Raw genomic sequence first — 20,793 nt, forward strand, 5'->3', positions numbered from 1 at the left:
GGTTGAACCTTAGAGCGGCGTGGCCTAGACCCGGATTCAGTCCGCTCCTTGATTTCGCATAATGTATATTATGTTAAGTAAGGTACGGTTGGAACCAGGGTGAGCGCGTAGTAACCATCCCCCGGCAAAGCCGGGGGCTTTAAATTCGTGAGCCGCTCAAAGCGGCAAGGGGTCGCTAACGCGGCCCCACGGTCGATAGTTGCGTTGCCGTTCGCCGTAGACCCGTGCCAAGTGAATCGCACTCTTACCCTTGATGTAGCCGACTACTGCAGAGACGGCATATTTCGGCGGAATCGAAATCAGCATGTGAACGTGGTCGGACATCAGATGCCCTTCTTCGATTCGGCATTCCTTCTGGCTCGCAAGTTTATGGAACACTTCTCCGAGATGTCGGCGCAGCTGTCCGTACAACACCTTTCGGCGACACTTCGGAATAAAAACAATGTGATATTTACACTCCCACCGGGAGTGGCTTAGGCTGTCAAAGTCGTCCATCGGGACTCTCCTCACGATCGATGCGATGGGCTGTCAGCGAGCCATCGCCGAGCAGATCCGTTCCCAGGGCGGGGATTATGTGCTTGGACTCAAAGGCAACCAGAGCACGCTGCAAGAGCCTGTCGAGGATTTCTTCACCACCGCCGTTGCGGGCCAATTCGCTGGTGTTGCCCATGCCTATACCGAGGAAACCGACAAAGACCACGGACGCCTGGAGATCCGCCGTTACTGGATCACGGAGGATCTGAGGACGGTGCCCAATGCCGCGCGCTGGGCGGGGTCAGGCTCCCGCCATCATGACCGCGATTCGTCATTGCTGCGTCAATCTGCTCGAGAAGGAGGGCTCCTCGCTCAGCATGGCGCACAAACGTCGCAAGGCTGCCTGGGACGACGACTATCGCGCTAAGCTCCTGGTTACTTGACGATTAATACGCGCTCGCCCTGCGCCCGGAACCATACGCGCCCTGAAAACCCATCTGCAACGCGAGCAGAACGCAGAGCCGATCCTATCCTACAAACTGCGCTGAATCCTCAGTAGGAATAGATCGGAACCTTCTTCATGTAACCGTTCCTGCACCGAATCACATCGTTGTTCAGCTCGTTGTCGGGGCCTAAACACTCTTTCAGAGGACGGCCCGCAACCCTTTGTTCATCGTAACCGATGACTCGCTTTCGAGGACGAGGACGAGTGTCGGGACTGATCGGCGTGGTCAGAACCTGGATCGACGGGAAAGGAGCCGGCGGATTCGCTGGCGTTTGGCGTCTCAGATACGAATGTGGTTGAGGCATGTTCATGGTCTTTTCCGAAAAGCTCTGAGAAATCGCCGAGGAAAACGCTGATATGAGCGCGATTACGACCCCAACATTCGCAGCCCATAGAATGACAAAGGCCAAAACAACACCCGCAGCGATCTTGAGCACTAGCTCCATAGTTCCGCCCTACCCTGCCTGGTAGACATCGAACAAGATTCGATCTTAAAACGAAACAGTGACGTTTGCGAAAATCTCAGACAGACGACGATCAGAGGTATGGAAAAGTGAGAATTCCGGACCGTACTACTAGGTCTGCTAGGAAATGATAGGTTGGTTATTTAAATATTGAACTGGCATAACATGCGTTATGCACAAAGGCACTGCCACCGGACTGAGGTCGTCACACGATCGGAGGATCCATGACCGCAGCGTCGTCCAGGCAGTCTTGCTGAAAGGCCACCACTTCGTCCGCTACGTCTTCGTGGTCGTCGTGGAAACGCGCAATGTGATAAACAGCTTCGCCTTCATGCACCGAGGGAATCTGAATACGGCCAATGACCACACCGCGCGTCTGGGCGGCGACTGGGTGCTGGGTGCCAGTGGATGGATCGCTGATGAAACCAAGAATATCGCCGCGCTGTACCCTGGCTCCGAGTGGAACCAACGTGCGCAGCAATCCGCTTTCGGACGCGCGAACCCAAGTGCTGGAGCGTGCGACGAAGGGTGCGGTCTCTCGTGCCTGTCGGCGCTGCTTACTGAGCATTCCGAGCTCGCGCATCACATTCAACACTCCCGCCAGTCCGGCACGAATGCAAAACTCGTCGAAGCGCAGCCCCTCGCCCGCCTCATAGAGCAGCATGCGAATCCCGAGCGTCGTCGCGGCCTCGCGCAACGAGCCGTCTCGCAGGGTGGAGTTGAGTAACACCGGCACGCCGAAGGCACGCGCCAGCCGGTCGGTTTCCGGATCGTCGAGGTCGGCACGGATCTGCGGCAGATTCGTCCGGTGAATCGCTCCGGTATGCAGATCGATTCCATGCGTGCAACGCCGCACGATTTCCTCCATGAATACATGGGCGACCCGTGCCGCCAGCGATCCTGCGGCGGAACCTGGAAAACTGCGATTGAGATCGCGACGATCCGGGAGATAACGCGATTGATGGATCAATCCATAGACGTTGACGACAGGAACCGCGATCAGCGTGCCGGACAAACGACGCAACGCCTTGGCTTCGAGTAGACGGCGGACGATATCCACACCATTGAGTTCATCCCCATGGATCGCAGCCGAAACGAAGAGACAAGGCCCCGCTTTCTTGCCGTGGATCACATGCACGGGCATGGAGAGAAAGGTGTGCGAATTGAGCTTCGGCAGTGCCAGATCGACCAATGCGCGCTGGCCAGGCGCGACGAGCTGGTCCTGTATTTGGAAAGGCGCCCGCATCTCCTAGCCTTTGCCACGGGTGCGCGTGTTACCCGATGCGGCAGTTTTTTCGATGAATTCGATGATGTTTCCAGCGATGTCCTTGCCGGTCGAGCGCTCGATTCCCTCAAGCCCTGGAGAAGAGTTGACCTCCATCACCACAGGGCCGTGATTGGAGCGCAGCAGATCGACACCGGCGACATTCAAGCCCATCGTCTGCGCCGCCCGCAGCGCGGTCGAGCGTTCCTCCGGGGTGATCCGCACAACGCTTGCGGTCCCTCCCCGGTGAAGGTTTGAGCGGAACTCGCCCTCTTTGCCCTGACGCTTCATGGTCGCGACGACCTTGTCTCCGATGATAAAGCAGCGCAGGTCGGCGCCTCCGGCCTCCTTGATGAACTCCTGCACCAGAATGTTGGTATGCAGGCCCATGAATGCCTCGATCACGCTCTCGGCCGCCTTGTGCGTCTCGGCCAGTACCACGCCGATCCCTTGCGTTCCTTCCAGAAGCTTGATCACCAAAGGCGCCCCGCCGACCATCTTGATCAGATCCTGGATGTCGTCCGGCTTGTGTGCGAATCCAGTCACCGGCAGACCAATCCCTTTGCGAGAGAGCAGCTGCAATGAACGCAACTTATCACGTGAGCGTGAAATGGCCACCGACTCGTTGAGCGGAAACACACCCATCATCTCGAACTGGCGCAAAACGGCGGTTCCGTAGAAGGTGACAGAGGCCCCGATGCGTGGAATGACCGCGTCGAAACCCTCGATCCGCTCGCCCTTGTAGTGGATCTGCGGACGCATGGAGGTGATGTTCATGTAGCAGCGAAGCACGTCGAAGACCCGAACCTCGTGCCCACGCGCAACGGCGGCCTCGACCAGGCGACTCGTGGAATAGAGCTTTGGATTTCTGGACAGGACGGCGATCTTCATGGTTACCTCGCAAGCCATTGAATTGGATGAGAGTGCAGCCCTCTGATCTGGGCGGGGGTCAGGCGCCCGCTAACTGACAGGAACCTGCCAGTCGAGCCGACGTTAGAGCATTACACCATAGTCGCGGGCGCTCTCCGCGTCCACAGATGCCATCGGTCAATTGCTGCGATCGATGCTGTTGTCATCGATTTTCTCGAACTTCCCAGCCATGCGCTGCGGCTTGCACCAACTCGCGAATATGGATTATGAAACCGGGAGTATGGAGGGTTGTGGTAACCTCCGCGCGACGGTCTGGAGGATTGCCGGACCCCTTGGTTAGAGTCTCTGCGGAGAACAGACATAGATGGATATCCAGATATCGCACGAGCAGCAGGCATCGATCGTGGCTGTTTCGGGCAAGTTGGACACCCTGACGGCGCCAGCTTACGAAAAGGCGGTTACCGAGTTGATCGATTCCGGAACGACTCAGATGGTGATCGATTTTTCCGAACTCTCCTACATCAGTAGCGCCGGGCTGCGCTCGCTGCTGGTGACGGCGAAGATGCTCAAGAGCAAGTCTGGGAAGCTGGCCTTGGCGAACGTCACCGGCGGCGTTCGAGATGTATTCGAAATGGCCGGCTTCGGTTCCATTTTCGCCATGTACGACTCTATTCCTGCCGCACTCGAAGGTCTCTGAAAGGCGACGCGATGGATGACGCCCTCCTCCAGATCCCGGCCGAGCTGGAGCAGCTGGAGCGCATTCAGTCCTTTGCGGCCGAACGGGCGACTTCGGCGGGACTCGCGCCCTCAGCGCTGGGCAAATTGGCATTGGCGCTGGAAGAGGTGTTCGTCAACATCTGTCATTACGCCTATCCAGATCGACCGGGATCGGTCGATCTGCGCGCCTGGACCGAAAACGGAGATTTCGTCATCGAGATTGCGGATACGGGCATGCCGTTCGATGGCCTAGCCCTGCCCGACCCGGACACCTCCGCCGAACTGGATGATCGCGAGATCGGTGGACTCGGATGGTTTCTCATCCGACAGTTGGTGACGGCAGCCGATTATCGCCGTGAAGGCGATCGGAATCTGGTGCGTTTGCGCCTATCAATCGATCCAGAAGGGACGCCGAATGCCGCGAAGGATGCCTGAATGAAGAGTCGAACGATCGCGTTTCGTCTCATCCTCGCGGTTTCGGTCTGTACCACAGCCATTCTGTTCGCCGTCCTCGGTTTCGACTATCTGCATTCGCGCGCCTCTCTGGAACGCGAGATCGACCGCAATGCCCACAATCTGACCCGCGCCTCCGTCTTTCATGTCGAAACGGTGTTGATGTCAGTGCAGGCGGCCACCGAGACGCTGGCGCGCGCCTTGGAAAGCGCGTACTTCGACTCTGGCGAGGTCCGCCATCTGCTCCGCAGCTCGCTGGAAGCCAACCCCGCGATATTCGGTGAGGCCATCGCCTTCGAGCCTAAACTTGGCGACGACGGACGCGAGCGGCTCGAAGCGCCCTACTTCCATCGTCACGATGGACATATCGAGTTCGTTCCCGTCGAGGATGCCTACGCCTATCCCGACAAGGACTGGTTTCGCCGTCCGCGCGAGCTGAGGCGGCCCGTCTGGAGCGAGCCCTATTTCGACGAGGGCGGCGGCAATGTCCTGATGGTGACGCTCTCAGTGCCCTTTTTCGAGCGGGAAGACAGCGGCGAGCAGCGTTTTCGCGGGGTCGTGACCGCCGATATCGCCTTGGACTGGCTGACGAAATTGGTCTCGGAGATCAAGGTGCTGGATACCGGATATGCCGTGCTGCTCTCGCCGAACGGCACCTTCATCACCTACCCGGACGCCGATTTCATCCTCAACGAAAGCCTTTTCACCCTGCGCGAGGATCTCGGGTCGGGCGAACAGTTGTCGCGTCTGGGCCAACGATTGATCAGTGGCGTGGAGGGTGCGGTCGAACACACCAATCTCTTCGGCGAACCCGCGCGACTGCATTTCGCCCCCATCGCACCGGCCGGCTGGACCTTGGTCCTGGTTCTTCCCGAGGACGAGATCTACGACGATGTGCGCAACCTCGCCCTGACCACCCTGAGCATCGGAATTGCCGGAACGCTGATGATGCTGTTGGTCGTGGTGCTGATCGCGCGCTCGATCACGCGCCCACTGGGCGCGCTGGTGTTGGCGACGCGCGAAATCGCAGCGGGTCATTTCGATGCCCCGCTCCCCACGCGTATCAAAGACGACGAGGTCGGGGATCTGACTCAGGCCTTCGGCACCATGATGCGCGAACTGAGCGATCATGTGCGCCAACTCACCCTGACCACGGCGGTGAAGGAACGCATCGAAAGCGAGCTGAAGATTGCGCACGACATCCAGATGTCGATCTTGCCGAAGATGTTTCCGCCGCTGCCCGATCGCGACGAGATCGATCTCTACGCGCTGGTGGAACCGGCCAAGGAGGTCGGCGGCGATTTCTACGACTTCTTCCAGATCGATGACGAGCATCTCTGCCTGGTCATCGCTGACGTCTCCGGCAAGGGTGTTCCCGCCTCGCTCTTCATGGCCGTCACCAAAACTCTGATCAAGGCAACGGCTAAATCCGGGCGCTCTTCGGCCGAGGTCATGACGCGCGTGAATGCGGAGCTTGCGCGGGACAACGACCAAAGCATGTTCGTCACCGTTTTCTGCGCCATCCTCGATCTAAGCAGCGGCGAGGTCCTCTACACCAATGCCGGCCACAATCCGCCCTTCCTGATTCGGGTGGACGGCACCACCGAACTGCTGGTGAGCGGCCACAGTCAACTGGTACTCGGCGTCATGGAGGACGTGGTCTATCGCACCGAGTCCCTGACCCTGTCCAAGGGAGAGCGGCTCTTCCTCTACACCGACGGGGTCACAGAGGCGATGAACTCCGCCGAGCAAGCCTTCGGTGAGGCGCGCGTCGTACAGGAATTGGACCGTCTGCGTGGATCGAGCCTACGCGAGACGACGCACGCCATGGTCGCCAGCGTCCGAGATTTCGCTGGCAGCGAGCCTCAATCCGACGATATCACCATCATGCTCATCGAATACCAGGGTCTATCGGACTGAACCGTCCAAGATCCTTGTCCAGTCGCCGCACATCCCGGCGACACGCTCAATCCATTCCAGTCTCTAAACCGATTCCTATACGAAGCCGCCAACCGCGTCACAGATCCATTGTGATCGCTCGATTAGCATCGATCCCGTTTGTGCGAAAAAAGCTTAGCGCGCTCAACGATTGGCGTTTCGGCCCAACAACGACAATAAAACAATGGGGCAACAATGACAGACTCCTCCACACAGTCTGCCGGGAACCATGACGGATTGGCCAACAAATGGCTGCTGCTCGTCATGGGCCAAATCGGCATCTTCATGTGCACCTTCGATAGCGGCGTGGTCAATCTGGCGCTACCGGTCATCCGCGAAGAGTTCGGCACCTCGCTCGACACCATCAAATGGGTGGCGGTCGCCTACACGGCGACGGCTGCATTGGCGCTACCGACGGCCGCCTATCTGGGACGCCGGTTCGGTGTCGTCCGCGTCTACATCATCGGTCAAATGCTATTCACCATCGGCTCGGTCGCCTGTGGGCTAGCCGAGGATCTGACGCTGCTCATCCTCCTGCGCGTCATGGCAGCGCTCGGCGCCTCCATCATCCTGGCGCTGGACAAAGTCATCATGCTGGCGGCCTTTCCCCGGCGCCTGCATGGACGTGCGCTCGGTCTGAGCGGTTCGACCTTCGCTGTGGGGATACTGGTGGGACTCGCGGCGGGCGGTATCCTCATCCATCTGTGGGGGTGGCGCTCCATCTTTCTCATCAACCTCCCCTTCGGCATCATCATGATCGCGCTCGGGCTGCGCCAACTGCGAGCGAAGGATTTGGGGCTTCAGAAGCTGGAGCGGATTTCCTTCGACTGGAAGGGGCTCGCCTGGGCGGGCGCCGCCCTGGGGCTGTTGGTCTTCACCGTTTCCAATCTGCTCGGACAGGGTGCGTTCGAGCCTTGGACGAATCTGGCATTGGTCGTCGCCACCGTTTTCGCTATCCATCGCTGGCTCGCGCACGAGCTTGGATCGACCGAGTCCTTCCTCAATCTTCACCTGCTCAAAACGGCGCCGCTCGCCTACAACTTCTCCAACGCCTTCACCATCCGCGTGGTGATGGGGTCGGTAAACTTCATCATTCCCTTCTATCTCCAATACACCCTGGATCTTTCGCCGTTCCAAGCTGGACTGGCACTGAGCACAGGCGCCATCGCTATGGGGCTGCTGGGTCCCTTCGCCGGAGGCTGGTCGGATCGTTACGGGATGCAGCAAATCTCTCGCATCGGCATCACGGCCATGGCAGTGGCCCTGTGCGCCTATGCCTTCCTGCCTCCGGTCGTCACCGCCGAGAGCTTCGCCTTCGTTCTAGGCGCACTCATCGTCGGACAGTTCATTAGCGGATCCGGCAGCGTGTTCTTCAGCGCCGCCAACACCAACAGCTGTCTGCACAGCGTTCAGCCGAACCGCTGGGGCACGGTCTCCAGTCTGCAATCGGTGACGCTCATGGCAGGCACCGCGCTCGGCTCGACCCTAGCCGCCGACCTGGTCAGCGTCTGGGGGCTGCAGGGTCAGGATGCGTCTCAAGGCGCGCTCGGCGAAGGCTTCCCGCCGAACGCGCTGATGCTGCTGTTCGGCGCCGGCGGACTCAGCCTGGTTCTGCTCTCCGCCATCGGGTGGACGCGCAAGAACCTCTCTCCAGCAGCATCCTGACAGGAGCAAGGCGATGGATAAATCCCCCCTCCATCTCGCCGGCGACCGTCTCTCGCGGCGCAAGCGGCTCTACTACTACATCACCACGGTGTTTCCACTCTATGCGGTCCTGTTGGCCCTTGTGGTGCTGCTTTTCACCAACATCCCGAACGATGCCGATTCCTGGGTGATGGACGTTTTCGAGGTGGTTGGCATCCTGGTACTGGTAGCCGTCACGTTGCGGCTCGGGCTCCTGACCTATGGGTTATGGAAAATCAACAACCCGCAGCAGGGTTTCGGCTCGGTGCGAGACACCAATACCATTCTCGACTGCCAACCGATGAGCTACTCCTGTCAGCCGAAGAAGCCGCATGTGGTGATCCTGCTGCACGGATTCACCTCTTCGCCCATGATCTTCGATCACATCGCCAAGGAACTGAAGGACAACGAGATCGATTTCCACGCCCCGCTGATCGTCGGCTTCGGGCTCATCCGCCACGACCTGCTCTTCAGCCTGCGCGAAGAGGATTGGGTCCGTCAGTTGACCGAACTCTACGACCTACTGAGCAGCCAGTACGAGGAGATCAGTGTCATTGGCCATTCGCTCGGTGGTCTGCTGGCGGTCTATCTGTCGCAGATACGCCCGGTGAAGCACCTGATCGTCGCCGCGCCCGCGATCTTCCCGGATCCAGCCCAGCGGCTCTACCGCTTCCTCGGGCACTCGCAGGTCTCGGCGCGACTGATCGCCTGGATGTTGCCCTTTCTGCCCAAGCTGCGCCGCAAGGGACGCTCCACCGCGAACGACGTCCTGCTCGACGATGCGGCGACGCGCTACTTCCAGTATCCGGTCGCACCAGTGCGTGGGGTCTTCAACATCATGAAGCTCCAATCGCGTGTCGACTTCGCCCAGGCGCAATTCCAGACCTTCGACCTGCTCTTCGGCACCCAGGATCTGACCGTCGACAGCAACAAGATCCGTCAGCACATCGAAGGCCTGAACATCCCCCATCGCAGTCACCGCTTCGACGACACCGCGCACAACCCCTTCGTCGATTACGAATCCGAACTTGCCAGCTGGATCGTCATCTACATCCTCAACGGAGATCTCGAATGGCCGCCCAAGTCCTACGTGAACAAGCATCCGCAGACCAACGTCCTGGAGAAGACAGCGGCCTAGAAGTCCCGATCGCGAAGACGACCGGCGAGGTCATTGCACTGGCGAAACACTATGTCGAATCGTGCTATCTCGGCACACCGGGATTTCGGGGTGCGCATCTGGTGGGATCCATCATCCACTCGGATCGCAACGCGCTCTTTCCGACCTATCGGGACGTCGATATCGCCATCGTGCTGGATCGGGTCGAGTACCAGGAGATCGAGGAGGTCGAACAGGAGGGCTATGTCCTGGAATGTATCCTCTCCTCAAGCGCGCGGTACGCCAGCGCCGACGCCATCCTGGCCCTGCCCGGCATGGCCTGCAATCTGGAGAGAAACAGCGTTCTGGTGGACCCCGATGGCTATTTGACCGACATCCATCGGCGAGTCGCAGCCGAGTTTTCCGCGCGGCGCTGGGTCAAGATCCGCACCGAAGACGGTGTTCGCTGCGCGCGTTCGGCGTTGGACGCCATGCGTCAGGCGGCCAACCCGGCCGAGGCGGTCCACACGCTCGGCGAATTCATCATGCACTGCAGCGAGAGCATCACGGTTGCCCATCTGAATCCGCCCACACACCGACGCACCCTAGCCAACCTAAAGGCGTTGCTCTCGACGCCAGAGGAATTGGCGCTCTATGAAGAGATTCTCACCGCCTTCGGCGTGGAGCGGATCTCCGAACACGAGGCACGGCTCTTTCTCGATCAATGTCTTCAGGCCTTCGACCGAGCTATCGAGGTCAAACGCAGCCCGGTTCCATTCGAATGGAAGCTCGATCCCTGCATCCGCGACTATCTGAAACGCGGCACGCTGGAGATGATCGAGGAAGGGGCGCATCGCGAGTCACTGTTCTGGATCGCACTCTTCTTCATGATCTCGACCCTGGCGATCCAGCAGGATGGAACGCCCGAGGAACGCCCCATCTATGGCGCACGTCTCATGCACTTCCTCCAGGCGCTCGGTCTCGAATCACCGACGGCGATCGAAAAACGCATCCAGTTATGCTCCGAACTGCTCGGTAAGGTCGATGGCTATGTGGACCGTTTCGTCGCGACCTCTCCCGCATTGAAGGACTGACCGCAAAGCTCATCCAGCCAGCCAGCCGATCAGGGGCCGCCCCGGCCCCTGGAGTCCGCGCTCAGGCCGCTGTACGGCAGGCGAATCGGCGATGCAAACCATCAATGGTCCTTGGTTCGATACGCCACACGGTTAGTCGGGTATTGGAACCAAGGGTCTCTCCAAGATTCTCACTGTTCATCGATCCTGCGCAGCGTCCGGTCCCTCGGCCCTGATGCGACCTGGGATCGCTGCATGAACGCTCGGCTCGAACCCTATGGTTTGAGCCTGGTATCTCCCAGGCGAAAGGGGGCGAAGGGTCATGCGTGCCCTTGAGGCATTCGCGGGTTATCCTATTCCATCGGGAAAACATAAATAGGATCAGGGTGCCGGCTATCCTGGGAATCAGAAACACATGAATGACAGAACTCAGACCCTCTCTCTCGCCCTGGGCGCACTCAAGATCACATTCGGAGCATTGCTCCTCGTGAATCTCAGCGGATGCGACGGGCTCGCAAAGATGATGGCCAGGCCAGATCCCAAGCCCGATGTCGCACAGTCGGCGCAACCGGAACCCTTGCCACCGCTTCCTCCAACCAAGGACAAGCCCGAGCCCAAGCTCAAAAAGAACACGCTCTATGAGTGGAACGGCGAAGGACGCCAGGTGACACGCATCGTCGTCAATACAAACGAACAGAAGGCCAGATTCTATTCTGGAAATGACGAAGTCGGCTGGAGTACCGTGGCGACTGGCGTCTCCAAGCACCCCACCCCGACCGGCAACTTCGAGGTCATCGAAAAGGTCGAGAACAAGCGCTCCAATCTCTACGGCAAGGTCTACGGCTCGGGCGGGAAGGTGATCCGCACCAACGTCAAGGTTGGACGCGACCCGATTCCTAGCGGCGCCCGCTTCGAAGGTGCCAAGATGCCCTATTTCATGCGTCTGACGCATGATGGTGTCGGCCTGCACGCGGGCCCCATTCCGCGTCCGGGTCGCGCGGCCTCGCACGGCTGCATTCGCATGCCGAGCAAGCTGGCACCGGTCCTGTTCGCGCACGTACCCAATGGCACCCCGGTCACGATCGAGGGCAAGGGGCCGAGCTACGGCGATTACATGGAGAAGCAGCGGGCGGTTGCCGCTAAGCAGCGCGCAGCCGAACAACGCCGGCTGGCCGCGAAACAGGCAGCGCAGGAACGCGAAGCCGCTGCCGCAGCCAAGGTAGCGACCGCCGAGGCCAAGGACGTCTCGGCCACCTCTGACACGCCAGCTTCCGAACCGCGCGAGACCAAGATGCGGACTGAGCCCGCGCCGGCAACCGAAACCGGGACGGCGAACGCGGCGACGACTCCGCGCGCACCGGAAACGCCGAAGGTCACCGATACGCCAGCCGTGACTCAACCAGCCACGGCGACCCCGCCGACCCAACCCGTGACACCGCAGCTTCCCAAGCCGGAGCAGGCGGGTAGCGCCCCACCCCCTGAGCCGGCGGCCACCAAGCCTGAAGTAGTCTCGCCGCCGCAGCAACAGCCGACGCCGAGCACGCCGCCCGAGGCGCCCTCCGAGCCGGCGCCCGCCACTGCAGCCGCGAGCCCGACCCCACCGGAGGCGCCTAAGCCAGCAGCGCAACCCAAGCCCGAGGTCAAACCGGCTCAGACTCCAGAGGCCACAACCAAACCGGCCGCCGAGAAGCCGGCGCCCGCTCAGACTGAGCCGCCAGCCGCGCCTGCGCAGACCCCCACTGCGGAGAAACAGGAAGGATGAGCGCAGATTTCGCGCTCGATCCCGACCTCTGCCACCTCAATCATGCCGCCGTCGGGCCCTGGCCTCGGCGGACGGCCGAGGTGGTGACTCGGTTCGCGGAGGAGAATGCCCGCTGGGGATCCCTCGCCTATCCACAGTGGCTGGAGGTGGAGCAGCGATTGCGCAAGCGTCTGGCGAGGCTCATCGGCGCGGGATCTCCTAAAGACATCGCGCTGGCGAAAAACACCTCCGAGGCCCTTTCGGTCATCGCCCATGGCATTACCTGGCGCGAGGGCCAGAACATCGTCGGAATCCAGCAGGAATTTCCGTCGAATCGGATCGTGTGGGAATCGCTCGGCACGCAGGGCGTCGAGTGGCGCGGGCTGAATCTGGACGCTTCCGACGATCCCGAAGCGGATCTCATGGCGCTGTGCGACGACGACACCCGTTTGCTCGCCGTCAGCTGGGTCCAGTATGCATCCGGGCGTCGACTCGATCTCGAACGGTTGGGGATCTATTGCCGGGCAAAGGGAATTCTATTCTGCGTCGACGCCATTCAGGGGTTGGGTGTCCTTCCCTGCGATGTCCAACGCTTTCGGACGGATTTTCTGGTTGCCGACGGACATAAATGGCTAATGGGGCCTGAAGGACTGGCGCTCCTTTACGTGCGCCCCGAACTGCGAGAAACCTTAACGCTGCGTCAATTCGGCTGGCATATGGTCGAGCAGGTCGGCGATTTCGACCGGGTCGATTGGATGCCCGCCGAGAGCGCCCGCCGGTTCGAGTGCGGAAGTCCCAACCTACTCGGAATCCATGCGCTGGAGGCGAGCCTTTCGCTGATCGAGGAACTCGGCCCGGAGACCATCTGGAACCGAGTGCAGGAACGCACCGGCCATCTGATCGAGGCGATCGAGCGGCGCGGATTCGAACTTCTGACCCCGTCTGACCCTGCTCTTCGGGCTGGGATCATCAGCTTCCGCGTTCCGGGCCGTCCCGCAGAGCCGCTCTATCGCGCACTCATGCAACGCAAGGTGCTGTGCGCCTGTCGCGGTGGCGGGATTCGCTTCTCGCCCCATTTCCACACCGCCCTTTCCGTCATCGATCGGGCTATGGATATCTTGGACGAGATCCTCGCGGCTCCAACCGATTCCTGAGCCACCCGTCTCACCGTAGCGCCTCTCCTGAGGAGGGGCGCGCATCCCCCAATCCTCTGACTGCATAGCCGCAGAGACAGCGTGTCTTGGGCCTGCCTCCGCGCGCAGAATTGTTACGATCATGCGTAAGCATGATTACAAATCGAAGACATTTTCATGACAATCGGCTAGTCTCTGGCGCACCGGGGTTTTCCCCATGCCACCTAGTTCGCCAACGTGAAATCCTCCATTCGATCGCGTCTCGCTCGTCGACTCCTGCCTTGGGCGGGTGCCCTGATATTCGTTGTTCTCTGGTATGTCGCGGCCCAGATCGCCATCGCGCAAATCTTCGAGACCGCGCTGCAGAATAATTGGGTCTACGCCAGGGATCTGGGCGCACACCTGCTGATCGGGGCGCTCCTGTTCGGCATGTCGCGCTCGCTGCCGCGCTTCATCGTGACCGCGACCGCAATCTTTACCGCGCTGACCTTCGGCAATGCCATGAAGCTCGCTATTCTGGGCGCCCCCGTCGCGCCGGACGACTTCGTCGCCGCACGGAATATGTTCCTGCTGCTCGACGGTTGGCAGTTGGCCGCAGCCATCGCGCTGGTCATCGTCCCTCTTGCCCTCCTCGCCTGGGCCATCGACTGGCGGCGCGGTTGGTCCTGGGCCAATTTAGGCCTGCTCGGTGCAGGCATCGGAGCGGTCATGCTGGCACCGGCACCCATCACCAAAGTCTTGGATGCGACCTTGGGCAACTCGGTCTGGAATCAGCCCGGAAACTTCGCGGCCCGAGGGCTGCCTCTGCATCTGTTGCAGGAGACCGCGCGTAATCTCTCCCGGCGTGTGGCTCCACCGACACAGTCCGAGGTCACTACGGCATTCGCGGTGGTCGAGGACGGAACCAAGTCGGACTTCGTCAAGGTTTCGGCCCAGAGCGATACCCGGCGGCGCAACGTCCACATGATCCTTCTTGAGTCCTTCTGGGATCCGACCCTGCTGACCGCGTCCAAGCTGGACGCCGATCCCTTCGACCCGGCATTCCGCGCACTGTGGAAATCCAGCGGCGAATCACATCTGCTCTCCCCCGTCTTCGGCGGCTACACCGCCAATACCGAATTCGAGGTGCTGTGCGGACTCCCGGTGACCGAGGACAACGTCTTCTTCGAGACGGGCCTCAAGCGCTCGGCACCCTGTCTGCCGGCCCATCTGGTCGAGGCGGGTTATCGGACGCTGGCCTCCCATCCGAACGCCGCATCCTTCTGGAACCGCGTCAACGCCTATCGGCGCATCGGCATCCAAACCTATTGGTCGGATCGGGATTTTCTGCTCGACGACATGAATCGCAACTTCCTCAGCGATGCATCGCTCTACCGTCAGGTGCTGGAGAAGATCGGGCCAGAACTCCGAGGCAGCCAGCCGCTGTTCGACTATGTGCTGACCTATTTCGGACATTTGGACTACCCCCTGAACGACCGTCGCCCCAAGGTCATCCATGCCGCCCCCGGACATGAGACGGTCGAGGCCTACGCCAACACGGTCTATTACAAATCCCGCGAGCTTATGGCCTTCCTCAAGGAGCTGCGTCAACAGGACCCGGATGGGCTGATCGTCCTCTTCGGCGACCATTTGCCGGCGCTGGGTCCGAATTTCGGCGGCTACACCGAATCCGGGATCCTCAAGTCACAGCGGGGGGATTTCGACGACAGCATGATGCGCACCTTGGTGCGTACCCCTCTGGTCGTGATCGACGGCCAACGCGGACCGGTCAAGCTTGGCGACCTGCCCGCCTATCAGATCCCCGCGCTGCTGCTCGAACTGCTGGGCGATCGACGTCCCTCCATCATGGATCTGGCGAATCGCGATCCCGACAAGGCCCCCATTCGGCCCCTACCCGGCCTAAACGTCACGCTCGCGGACACGGAAACCAAGGTCTGTCGGGATGGAGAATCCACGGATTCCGAGTGCGCGCGCCCTTCGCATTGGGTCGAGGCGATCAAGACGCTCCGAACCGACATCTTCAGCGGCGAGCAGCACTCGCTGAAGAATCTCGATCCGCCGGGAGGCGGGTTCCGCGAGGCGTCGGTCGGGTCCGCCGCCCAGCTCTCCGATCAGTTGTGATCGGACGTTTCGCCGAGCACCTGGGTCACCGCCGAGCATAGCTCGGCGAGCTCTGCGTCGCTGACCACGTAGGGCGGCATCAGATAGACCAGCCGTCCAAACGGACGCACCCAGACGCCGCGCTCGACGAATCGGCGCTGGATCTCGCGCATCGCAACCGGTTTTTCCATCTCGACCGCGCCGATCCCACCGAGAACCCGCACCTCGGCGACGCCAGGCAAGGAGCGGCAGGGGGACAGCCCCTGCTCCAATCCCCGCTCGATCCGGGCGATGTTGGCGGCCCAATCCGTCGAGAGCAGCAGGTCGATACTGGCATTCGCCACCGCGCAGGCGAGGGGATTGCCCATGAAGGTCGGGCCGTGCATGAAGACGCCCGGTTCCGAGGCGGAGATGGTGTGGGCGACGCGCTGGGTCGCGAGCGTCGCCGCCAGGGTCATGTAGCCACCGGTGAGCGCCTTACCGACGGTCATGATGTCGGGCGCAATGCCGGCATGCTCGCAGGCGAAGAGCCTTCCGGTGCGCCCGAATCCGGTGGCAATCTCGTCGGCGATCAGCAACACCTCGAAACGATCGCAAAGCTCTCGCACCTGTCTGAGATAGTCGGCGCTGTAGAAACGCATCCCGCCCGCCCCCTGAACGATCGGCTCTAGGATGACGGCTGCCAGCTCATGATGATGTCGCTCGATCAAGTCGGCGAAGGGCTCGATCCGATCCGGTGGGCAGGTCTCGCCGAAACGGCAGTCTGGGGCCGGCGCGAAGACCTGCCGTGGCAAAACCCGACTGAAAAGATGATGCATTCCGGTCACCGGATCGCACACCGACATGGCATTGAAGGTGTCGCCGTGGTAACCGGAGCGGATGGTCATGAGGCGATGGCGCTCCGACCGCCCCGAGGCGATCCAGAACTGAAGCGCCATCTTGATCGCGACCTCGACCGAAACCGAACCGGAATCGCACAGAAAAACGTGCTGAAGCGGCTCTGGAGTCAGATCGACCAGCGAGCGAACCAGGCGCATCGCCGGCTCGTGTGTCAGTCCGCCGAACATCAGGTGCGACATACATTCAAGCTGATCGCGCGCGGCCTGGTTGAGAACCGGATGGTTGTAGCCATGAATGGCGCACCACCAGGATGACATGCCGTCGATCAGGGTACGGCCGTCCATGAGCTCCAAGCGGCAGCCGCGCGCCGCGCGCACAGGATAGACGGGATCTCGGTCGATGGTGGAGGTGTAGGGATGCCAGGCGTGGGCCTGATCGATGGCGAGCAGTTGGTCGATGTTCACTGAAGGAGGCGGTCGCTGAAAAAACTATCGGGTGAGGCACATGTCGTAGCGCCCCCCCTCGGGTTGCGAGGGGCACGAGACGGGCGAGGACTGACGATGGAAAATGGCGTCATAGATCGCTGCGACTGTCGATCTCGTCCAGAGAAACACCGCGCAGAATCCCCGTGATGATCTCTCGGCACTCGGCCTCCTGATCGGATTCCTTGCCACGTCGAGCGGCGGAAAAGAAGCGCCCCAGAACACGCTGCTGCTGCGCGGTCAATGCCTCCGTGAATCCCTGTTTACGGACATCCTTTTCAGGCACCCGATCCGGCGCAGTCTCTTCCGCAGCCTGGCGTCCATGGGCCCAGTTCATCGCGCGCGCGCTGTAGAGCACGATACGGTCCAGCAAGACGAAGGGAAAACGCGGATTCGAGACGGGACCGATGGTGAATGTGTGCGTACCAGGCGCACGCTCGATATTGAGCTTGGCCAAGGCCTTGCCGCCGACCATGCCCAGAACGCCGCCGGCGGCCGCACCGAACAGCGCCCCGGTTCCAAGCGAATGACCGGCCGTCGCCAGATCGACCGTCACCCCGGATGCAGCGCCGGCCGCCATGCCGACCAGCGCCAGCTGACGACGCGAAAGCCCCAGCGCCTGACCGACCTCTTCCGACAGCAGGTCCCGTTCGAGGATGGAATCGGGCGGCAAATGCCAGACGTTGTGACGGAAATTGGCGCGGATATGCTCCTGCGCCTCGACCTCCAAGCGCCGCAGATCATTCTCGAACTCGGCAGTCAGTTCGGCCTTGATGCGGTCGCGGCCGCTCTGGAAGATGATCTTGCTGTCCTTGACCGTGCGAGACACCTTGTAGGTCAGGGCCTGCTTGAGCAATTCCAGAATGGTCGTGACCGCCTGATCCGTGCGGCGCTCCCAATCGTGGGCGAAGGCATCGACCGCCTCCTCGACCAGCGGCTCCCACCGTTGATCGATACTCTTGAGCGCATTGAGCAGTTTGATCCGTTCGGCATAGGTCGCGCGATGCGCGTTGAAGATGCGTACCGAGTTGAACGCTTTGCTGAGGGCATCCTGCCACTGATCCATATAGCGCGTCTGACTGGTCAGGTTGTTCAGAACCGCCATGCGTGGCCGAGCCGTCAGACGCAGCAGCTCGATCTCCACGCGGTCCTTTTCCTTGATCCGCTTGGATCCATCGACCACCAGAATGATTCCAGCCCCATTGGCAACGGGCTCCAGCAACGCGCAATCGTGCGAATAGAGATCATCGGAGCCGAACTCCTTGATGAAGGCGCGGGCGAGATCCTGATTCTCCTGCTCGTTGTTCTGAAACCACTCCAAGATGGCGTTGGGATTCTGAAATCCGGGCGTATCGATGAACTCGATCACGCTTCGCCCATCGATCACCACCGGATAGACATCGGAGCTGGTCGTGGTCCCCGCGCGTTTGTCGATCGCGATACGGTCGTTCTCCGTCAGGGTCGCAACCACAGAGGATTTACCCGCGTTTGGGTGACCCATGATCGCCAGTTGCGGAATTCTCTCGGCCATCAGACTTCTTCTCCATCCTCGCTGGACGGTGCCAGCATTTCCAGGCGCAGATAGGGATCCGCCATTTGATCGATCTTGCGTTGCCAATCGGTGAAATCGAATGCGCGCAAGGACGGCAGGCGGTCGTCGTCCTCTGGATCACCGACCAGCGCCAGGAGCATCTGAGCCTCAGTTCCAGCCACCGCACGCAGCTCGCGCAGGAAGAGCAGGTTCTCGGTGATCGGAGGCTGAGAGCCGTCCTGGATCACGGCAACCCTTGGCGGAGGCGCCTGCCAATCGCCCTCTTCGAGCAGGGCCAGCGCCTTCAGGGTCATGGCGCTTCCCGCGCCGAAGGTCGCATAGGCACCGATACGCCAACCACTCAGCGCGAGCAGCAGCTGCTCCATGCGGGGGCGATCCTCGGGCTCCAAAACATCGTCGATGTCGACATGGACCAGCAGCAGGCAAGCGTCCGGGGCGAACCGGGAAGCCGTATCCGCCGAACCAGCGCCTGATCCTGTTTGCGGAACGGGCTCATCGAGCGCGGAGGGTGGTTCCGGTTCCGGCTCGGGCTCGGGCTCGGGTTCAGGCTCGGGTTCAGGCTCGGGTTCAGGTGCAGGCTCGGGTTCAGGTTCAGGTTCAGGTTCAGGTTCAGGTTCAGGTTCAGGTTCAGGTTCAGGCTCAGGCTCAGGCTCAGGCTCAGGCTCAGGCTCAGGTTCGGGCTCAGGCTTGACGTTGGACGCCTGCGCCTGCGTCTCGGATGTCTCTTGAAGCGCGCCTGGTTCCGATGTGGCGCTGGGTTCGGTTGACTCGGGCTCGGGCGGAATCTCGGGTTCTGGAGTCGACTCAGAGGTCGTTGCCTCGGTCGGTTCACCGATTTCGGGAGCACGTGCCTCGACGGCGTTCATCTGCTCCGGCCCTGGAACCTGTGTTGATTCCGGCTTCGGCTGGACGACCTCGGATCGATCGGACGTCTTAACCTCCGAATCCTCCTCTGCGGTCGGCTGGGGATCCCTCCAGGGGCGCCGACTGACCGCCGGCTTAGCCGTCGAGAGCGGTCCGACCAATGCAGGGCGGACCGCGCTCGCGGTGAGTTCGCCGGGAATGGGCATCTCCGGTCCCTGGCCGGACCCACTGGATACCGTATCCAGTCGCGGCGTCAGCATCCGAGCGTACAGCGCCTGGATTCGACCGTGCGTGAACGGCAGACGGATGAGCGCAAGTCGTTGACCGAGCAGCGAGGCACCGAGCAGGATCAATCGCGGCAGCAGTCCATAGGTGATGACCGCAAGGACCAGGAACCAGCGCCAGGAACGCAGATGCTCCGGGTTCGGATGAATGTTCTGCATGAAGGTCCATTGCTCGAGATAGACCCGAGAACCCTCGATCTGCTCCAACGTCGGATAGCCGATCCCCTCGCCGAACAGCCAGCTCCAGGGCGAGGCCATCACCCGCACCAGGTCATAAATGGTCTGCGGATGCGCGGCAAGCGAGGTGCCCCAGCCAAATGCCAGATCGGTGAACCATTCCAGAATGATGGTTGTCAAGACAACACCGACATTGAAGGCGACGCCGAAGATCTGAGCCGAGAGCAGCAGCGGCCACTGAGCGAGGGATCCATAGACGGCGTATTGAGATTTCAGCAATCCATGGGTTGCAAGCGCACGGTCGCGGATCTCTTGCGTGGAATGAAGGAGATGCTGCTGCTGTAGCCAGGAGGCGACACGATTCAAGAGCGGCTGGATGACGCGGTTGAGGAGCAGTGAGTCCTGCTCGCCGGAACGGCGGCCACGAAGACTTCTACGCACCCAGGCCCAAACGGCGGCCGAAACGATCAGGAACTGGACGATGACCAGAATGAAAACGAACCAGGGAACGCTGATCGGTCGATTGCCGTCGAAGTGCAGCAGGGTCGAGGCGACACCGATACCGCAGACCAGACCCAGAACGGCGAGGATGATGCTCCCCAGACGCTGAGCCTGGGCGAACGCTGTGCCCGGCAGCAAGGCACGCATATCCGCGCTCTCATCCGCCCGGCGGATCTTGAGCCAACTCAGGAGCGCGGTACGTCGGTGCTGGGGGGTATGAGGCTCTGCGACGGGGAGATGCCTCTCGATCCGTTCCAGATAGATGCCCCGGTCGCGGTCGGCCAAGTGTTTTCGCGACGAGGGATGCTCGCGCAGCTCACTCTCGTCCGCGTCCAGGTAATACTCGAAATCGATGAGGTCGGCGATCGTCCATTCATTGGACTCGGGACGCGCAACCTCTGAGGGATTCACCTCGGAGGGGCTTGATGCGTTCGATTCGTGTCGAGGATCCATATCCAGTGCTTCGTTGTCGATGCATGGTTCGAGCCGGTCGACGAGACCGCCCCAAAAGGACGAATAATCCCACAGACAGCGATTGGATTCACTCGATGGATGCCTTCGCAGGCGGTAAACGGGTGATGC

General features: G+C 61.0%; 15 protein-coding genes and 2 pseudogenes. 11 read left to right on the plus strand and 6 right to left on the minus strand.

Going from position 1 to position 20,793, the window contains the following annotated elements; translation table 11 throughout:
- Positions 1 to 195 precede the first annotated feature (195 nt).
- Positions 196 to 495, minus strand: a pseudogene (gene tnpA, locus ACFSJC_RS16000) (IS200/IS605 family transposase); the annotation flags it as partial.
- A 25-nt stretch (positions 496 to 520) separates the two neighbouring features.
- Between tnpA and ACFSJC_RS16005 the strand changes: the two are divergent.
- Together ACFSJC_RS16005 and ACFSJC_RS16010 are read left to right on the plus strand one after the other, a co-directional pair.
- A pseudogene (locus ACFSJC_RS16005) lies at positions 521 to 715 on the plus strand (ISAs1 family transposase); the annotation flags it as partial.
- Between the two features lie 76 nt (positions 716 to 791).
- The gene (locus ACFSJC_RS16010) at positions 792 to 917 is read left to right on the plus strand and encodes a hypothetical protein (RefSeq protein ID WP_386028217.1); all 126 of its coding nucleotides are present in this window, start codon (positions 792 to 794) and stop codon (positions 915 to 917) included.
- A gap of 731 nt (positions 918 to 1,648) precedes the next feature.
- Here the strand turns inward: ACFSJC_RS16010 and ACFSJC_RS16015 are convergent.
- Both ACFSJC_RS16015 and rimK read right to left on the minus strand, forming a co-directional pair.
- Positions 1,649 to 2,689 carry a succinylglutamate desuccinylase/aspartoacylase family protein gene (locus ACFSJC_RS16015; protein ID WP_386028147.1) on the minus strand — a complete coding sequence of 347 codons (1,041 nt, stop codon included), beginning with the start codon at positions 2,687 to 2,689 and terminating at the stop codon, positions 1,649 to 1,651.
- A 3-nt stretch (positions 2,690 to 2,692) separates the two neighbouring features.
- Complete coding sequence (gene rimK, locus ACFSJC_RS16020) at positions 2,693 to 3,598, minus strand: 30S ribosomal protein S6--L-glutamate ligase (RefSeq protein ID WP_386028149.1); 906 nt, start codon at positions 3,596 to 3,598, stop codon at positions 2,693 to 2,695.
- A gap of 343 nt (positions 3,599 to 3,941) precedes the next feature.
- Between rimK and ACFSJC_RS16025 the strand changes: the two genes are divergently transcribed.
- The 9 genes from ACFSJC_RS16025 to ACFSJC_RS16065 all read left to right on the plus strand — a co-directional run bounded on the left by ACFSJC_RS16025 (position 3,942) and on the right by ACFSJC_RS16065 (position 15,532).
- A complete protein-coding gene (locus ACFSJC_RS16025) occupies positions 3,942 to 4,274 on the plus strand; it encodes an STAS domain-containing protein (protein ID WP_386028151.1) in 333 nt (110 codons plus the stop codon).
- A gap of 11 nt (positions 4,275 to 4,285) precedes the next feature.
- Complete coding sequence (locus tag ACFSJC_RS16030; protein WP_386028152.1) at positions 4,286 to 4,729, plus strand: ATP-binding protein; 444 nt, start codon at positions 4,286 to 4,288, stop codon at positions 4,727 to 4,729.
- Complete coding sequence (locus tag ACFSJC_RS16035) at positions 4,730 to 6,667, plus strand: SpoIIE family protein phosphatase (protein WP_386028153.1); 1,938 nt, start codon at positions 4,730 to 4,732, stop codon at positions 6,665 to 6,667.
- A 213-nt stretch (positions 6,668 to 6,880) separates the two neighbouring features.
- On the plus strand, positions 6,881 to 8,350 hold the full coding sequence (locus tag ACFSJC_RS16040; RefSeq protein ID WP_386028154.1) for an MFS transporter: 1,470 nt from the start codon (positions 6,881 to 6,883) through the stop codon (positions 8,348 to 8,350).
- A gap of 13 nt (positions 8,351 to 8,363) precedes the next feature.
- Positions 8,364 to 9,506 (plus strand): alpha/beta hydrolase, encoded by a 1,143-nt coding sequence (locus tag ACFSJC_RS16045; protein ID WP_386028156.1) that lies wholly within the window; start codon positions 8,364 to 8,366, stop codon positions 9,504 to 9,506.
- Positions 9,440 to 10,558, plus strand: a complete 1,119-nt coding sequence (locus ACFSJC_RS16050; RefSeq protein ID WP_386028157.1) for a hypothetical protein — start codon at positions 9,440 to 9,442, stop codon at positions 10,556 to 10,558. The genes ACFSJC_RS16045 and ACFSJC_RS16050 overlap by 67 nt, the downstream gene beginning before the upstream one ends.
- 394 nt (positions 10,559 to 10,952) lie before the next feature.
- The gene (locus tag ACFSJC_RS16055; protein WP_386028159.1) at positions 10,953 to 12,299 is read left to right on the plus strand and encodes a L,D-transpeptidase; all 1,347 of its coding nucleotides are present in this window, start codon (positions 10,953 to 10,955) and stop codon (positions 12,297 to 12,299) included.
- On the plus strand, positions 12,296 to 13,432 hold the full coding sequence (locus ACFSJC_RS16060; protein WP_386028160.1) for an aminotransferase class V-fold PLP-dependent enzyme: 1,137 nt from the start codon (positions 12,296 to 12,298) through the stop codon (positions 13,430 to 13,432). The genes ACFSJC_RS16055 and ACFSJC_RS16060 overlap by 4 nt, the downstream gene beginning before the upstream one ends.
- 216 nt (positions 13,433 to 13,648) lie before the next feature.
- Entirely contained in the window at positions 13,649 to 15,532 is a 1,884-nt protein-coding gene (locus ACFSJC_RS16065) for a sulfatase-like hydrolase/transferase (protein ID WP_386028161.1), read from the plus strand.
- Here the strand turns inward: ACFSJC_RS16065 and bioA are convergent.
- The 3 genes from bioA to ACFSJC_RS16080 all read right to left on the minus strand — a co-directional run bounded on the left by bioA (position 15,523) and on the right by ACFSJC_RS16080 (position 20,664).
- Positions 15,523 to 16,815, minus strand: a complete 1,293-nt coding sequence (bioA, locus tag ACFSJC_RS16070) for an adenosylmethionine--8-amino-7-oxononanoate transaminase (protein ID WP_386028163.1) — start codon at positions 16,813 to 16,815, stop codon at positions 15,523 to 15,525. The genes ACFSJC_RS16065 and bioA overlap by 10 nt on opposite strands.
- Before the next feature lie 109 nt (positions 16,816 to 16,924).
- Complete coding sequence (locus ACFSJC_RS16075; protein WP_386028165.1) at positions 16,925 to 18,364, minus strand: GTPase/DUF3482 domain-containing protein; 1,440 nt, start codon at positions 18,362 to 18,364, stop codon at positions 16,925 to 16,927.
- Positions 18,364 to 20,664, minus strand: a complete 2,301-nt coding sequence (locus ACFSJC_RS16080; protein WP_386028167.1) for a DUF2868 domain-containing protein — start codon at positions 20,662 to 20,664, stop codon at positions 18,364 to 18,366. Before ACFSJC_RS16080 ends, ACFSJC_RS16075 begins: the two co-directional genes overlap by 1 nt.
- Positions 20,665 to 20,793: the final 129 nt, after the last annotated feature.

Origin of the sequence: Thiorhodococcus fuscus, from assembly GCF_042682685.1 — a bacterium.
GTDB lineage: Bacteria > Pseudomonadota > Gammaproteobacteria > Chromatiales > Chromatiaceae > Imhoffiella > Imhoffiella fuscus.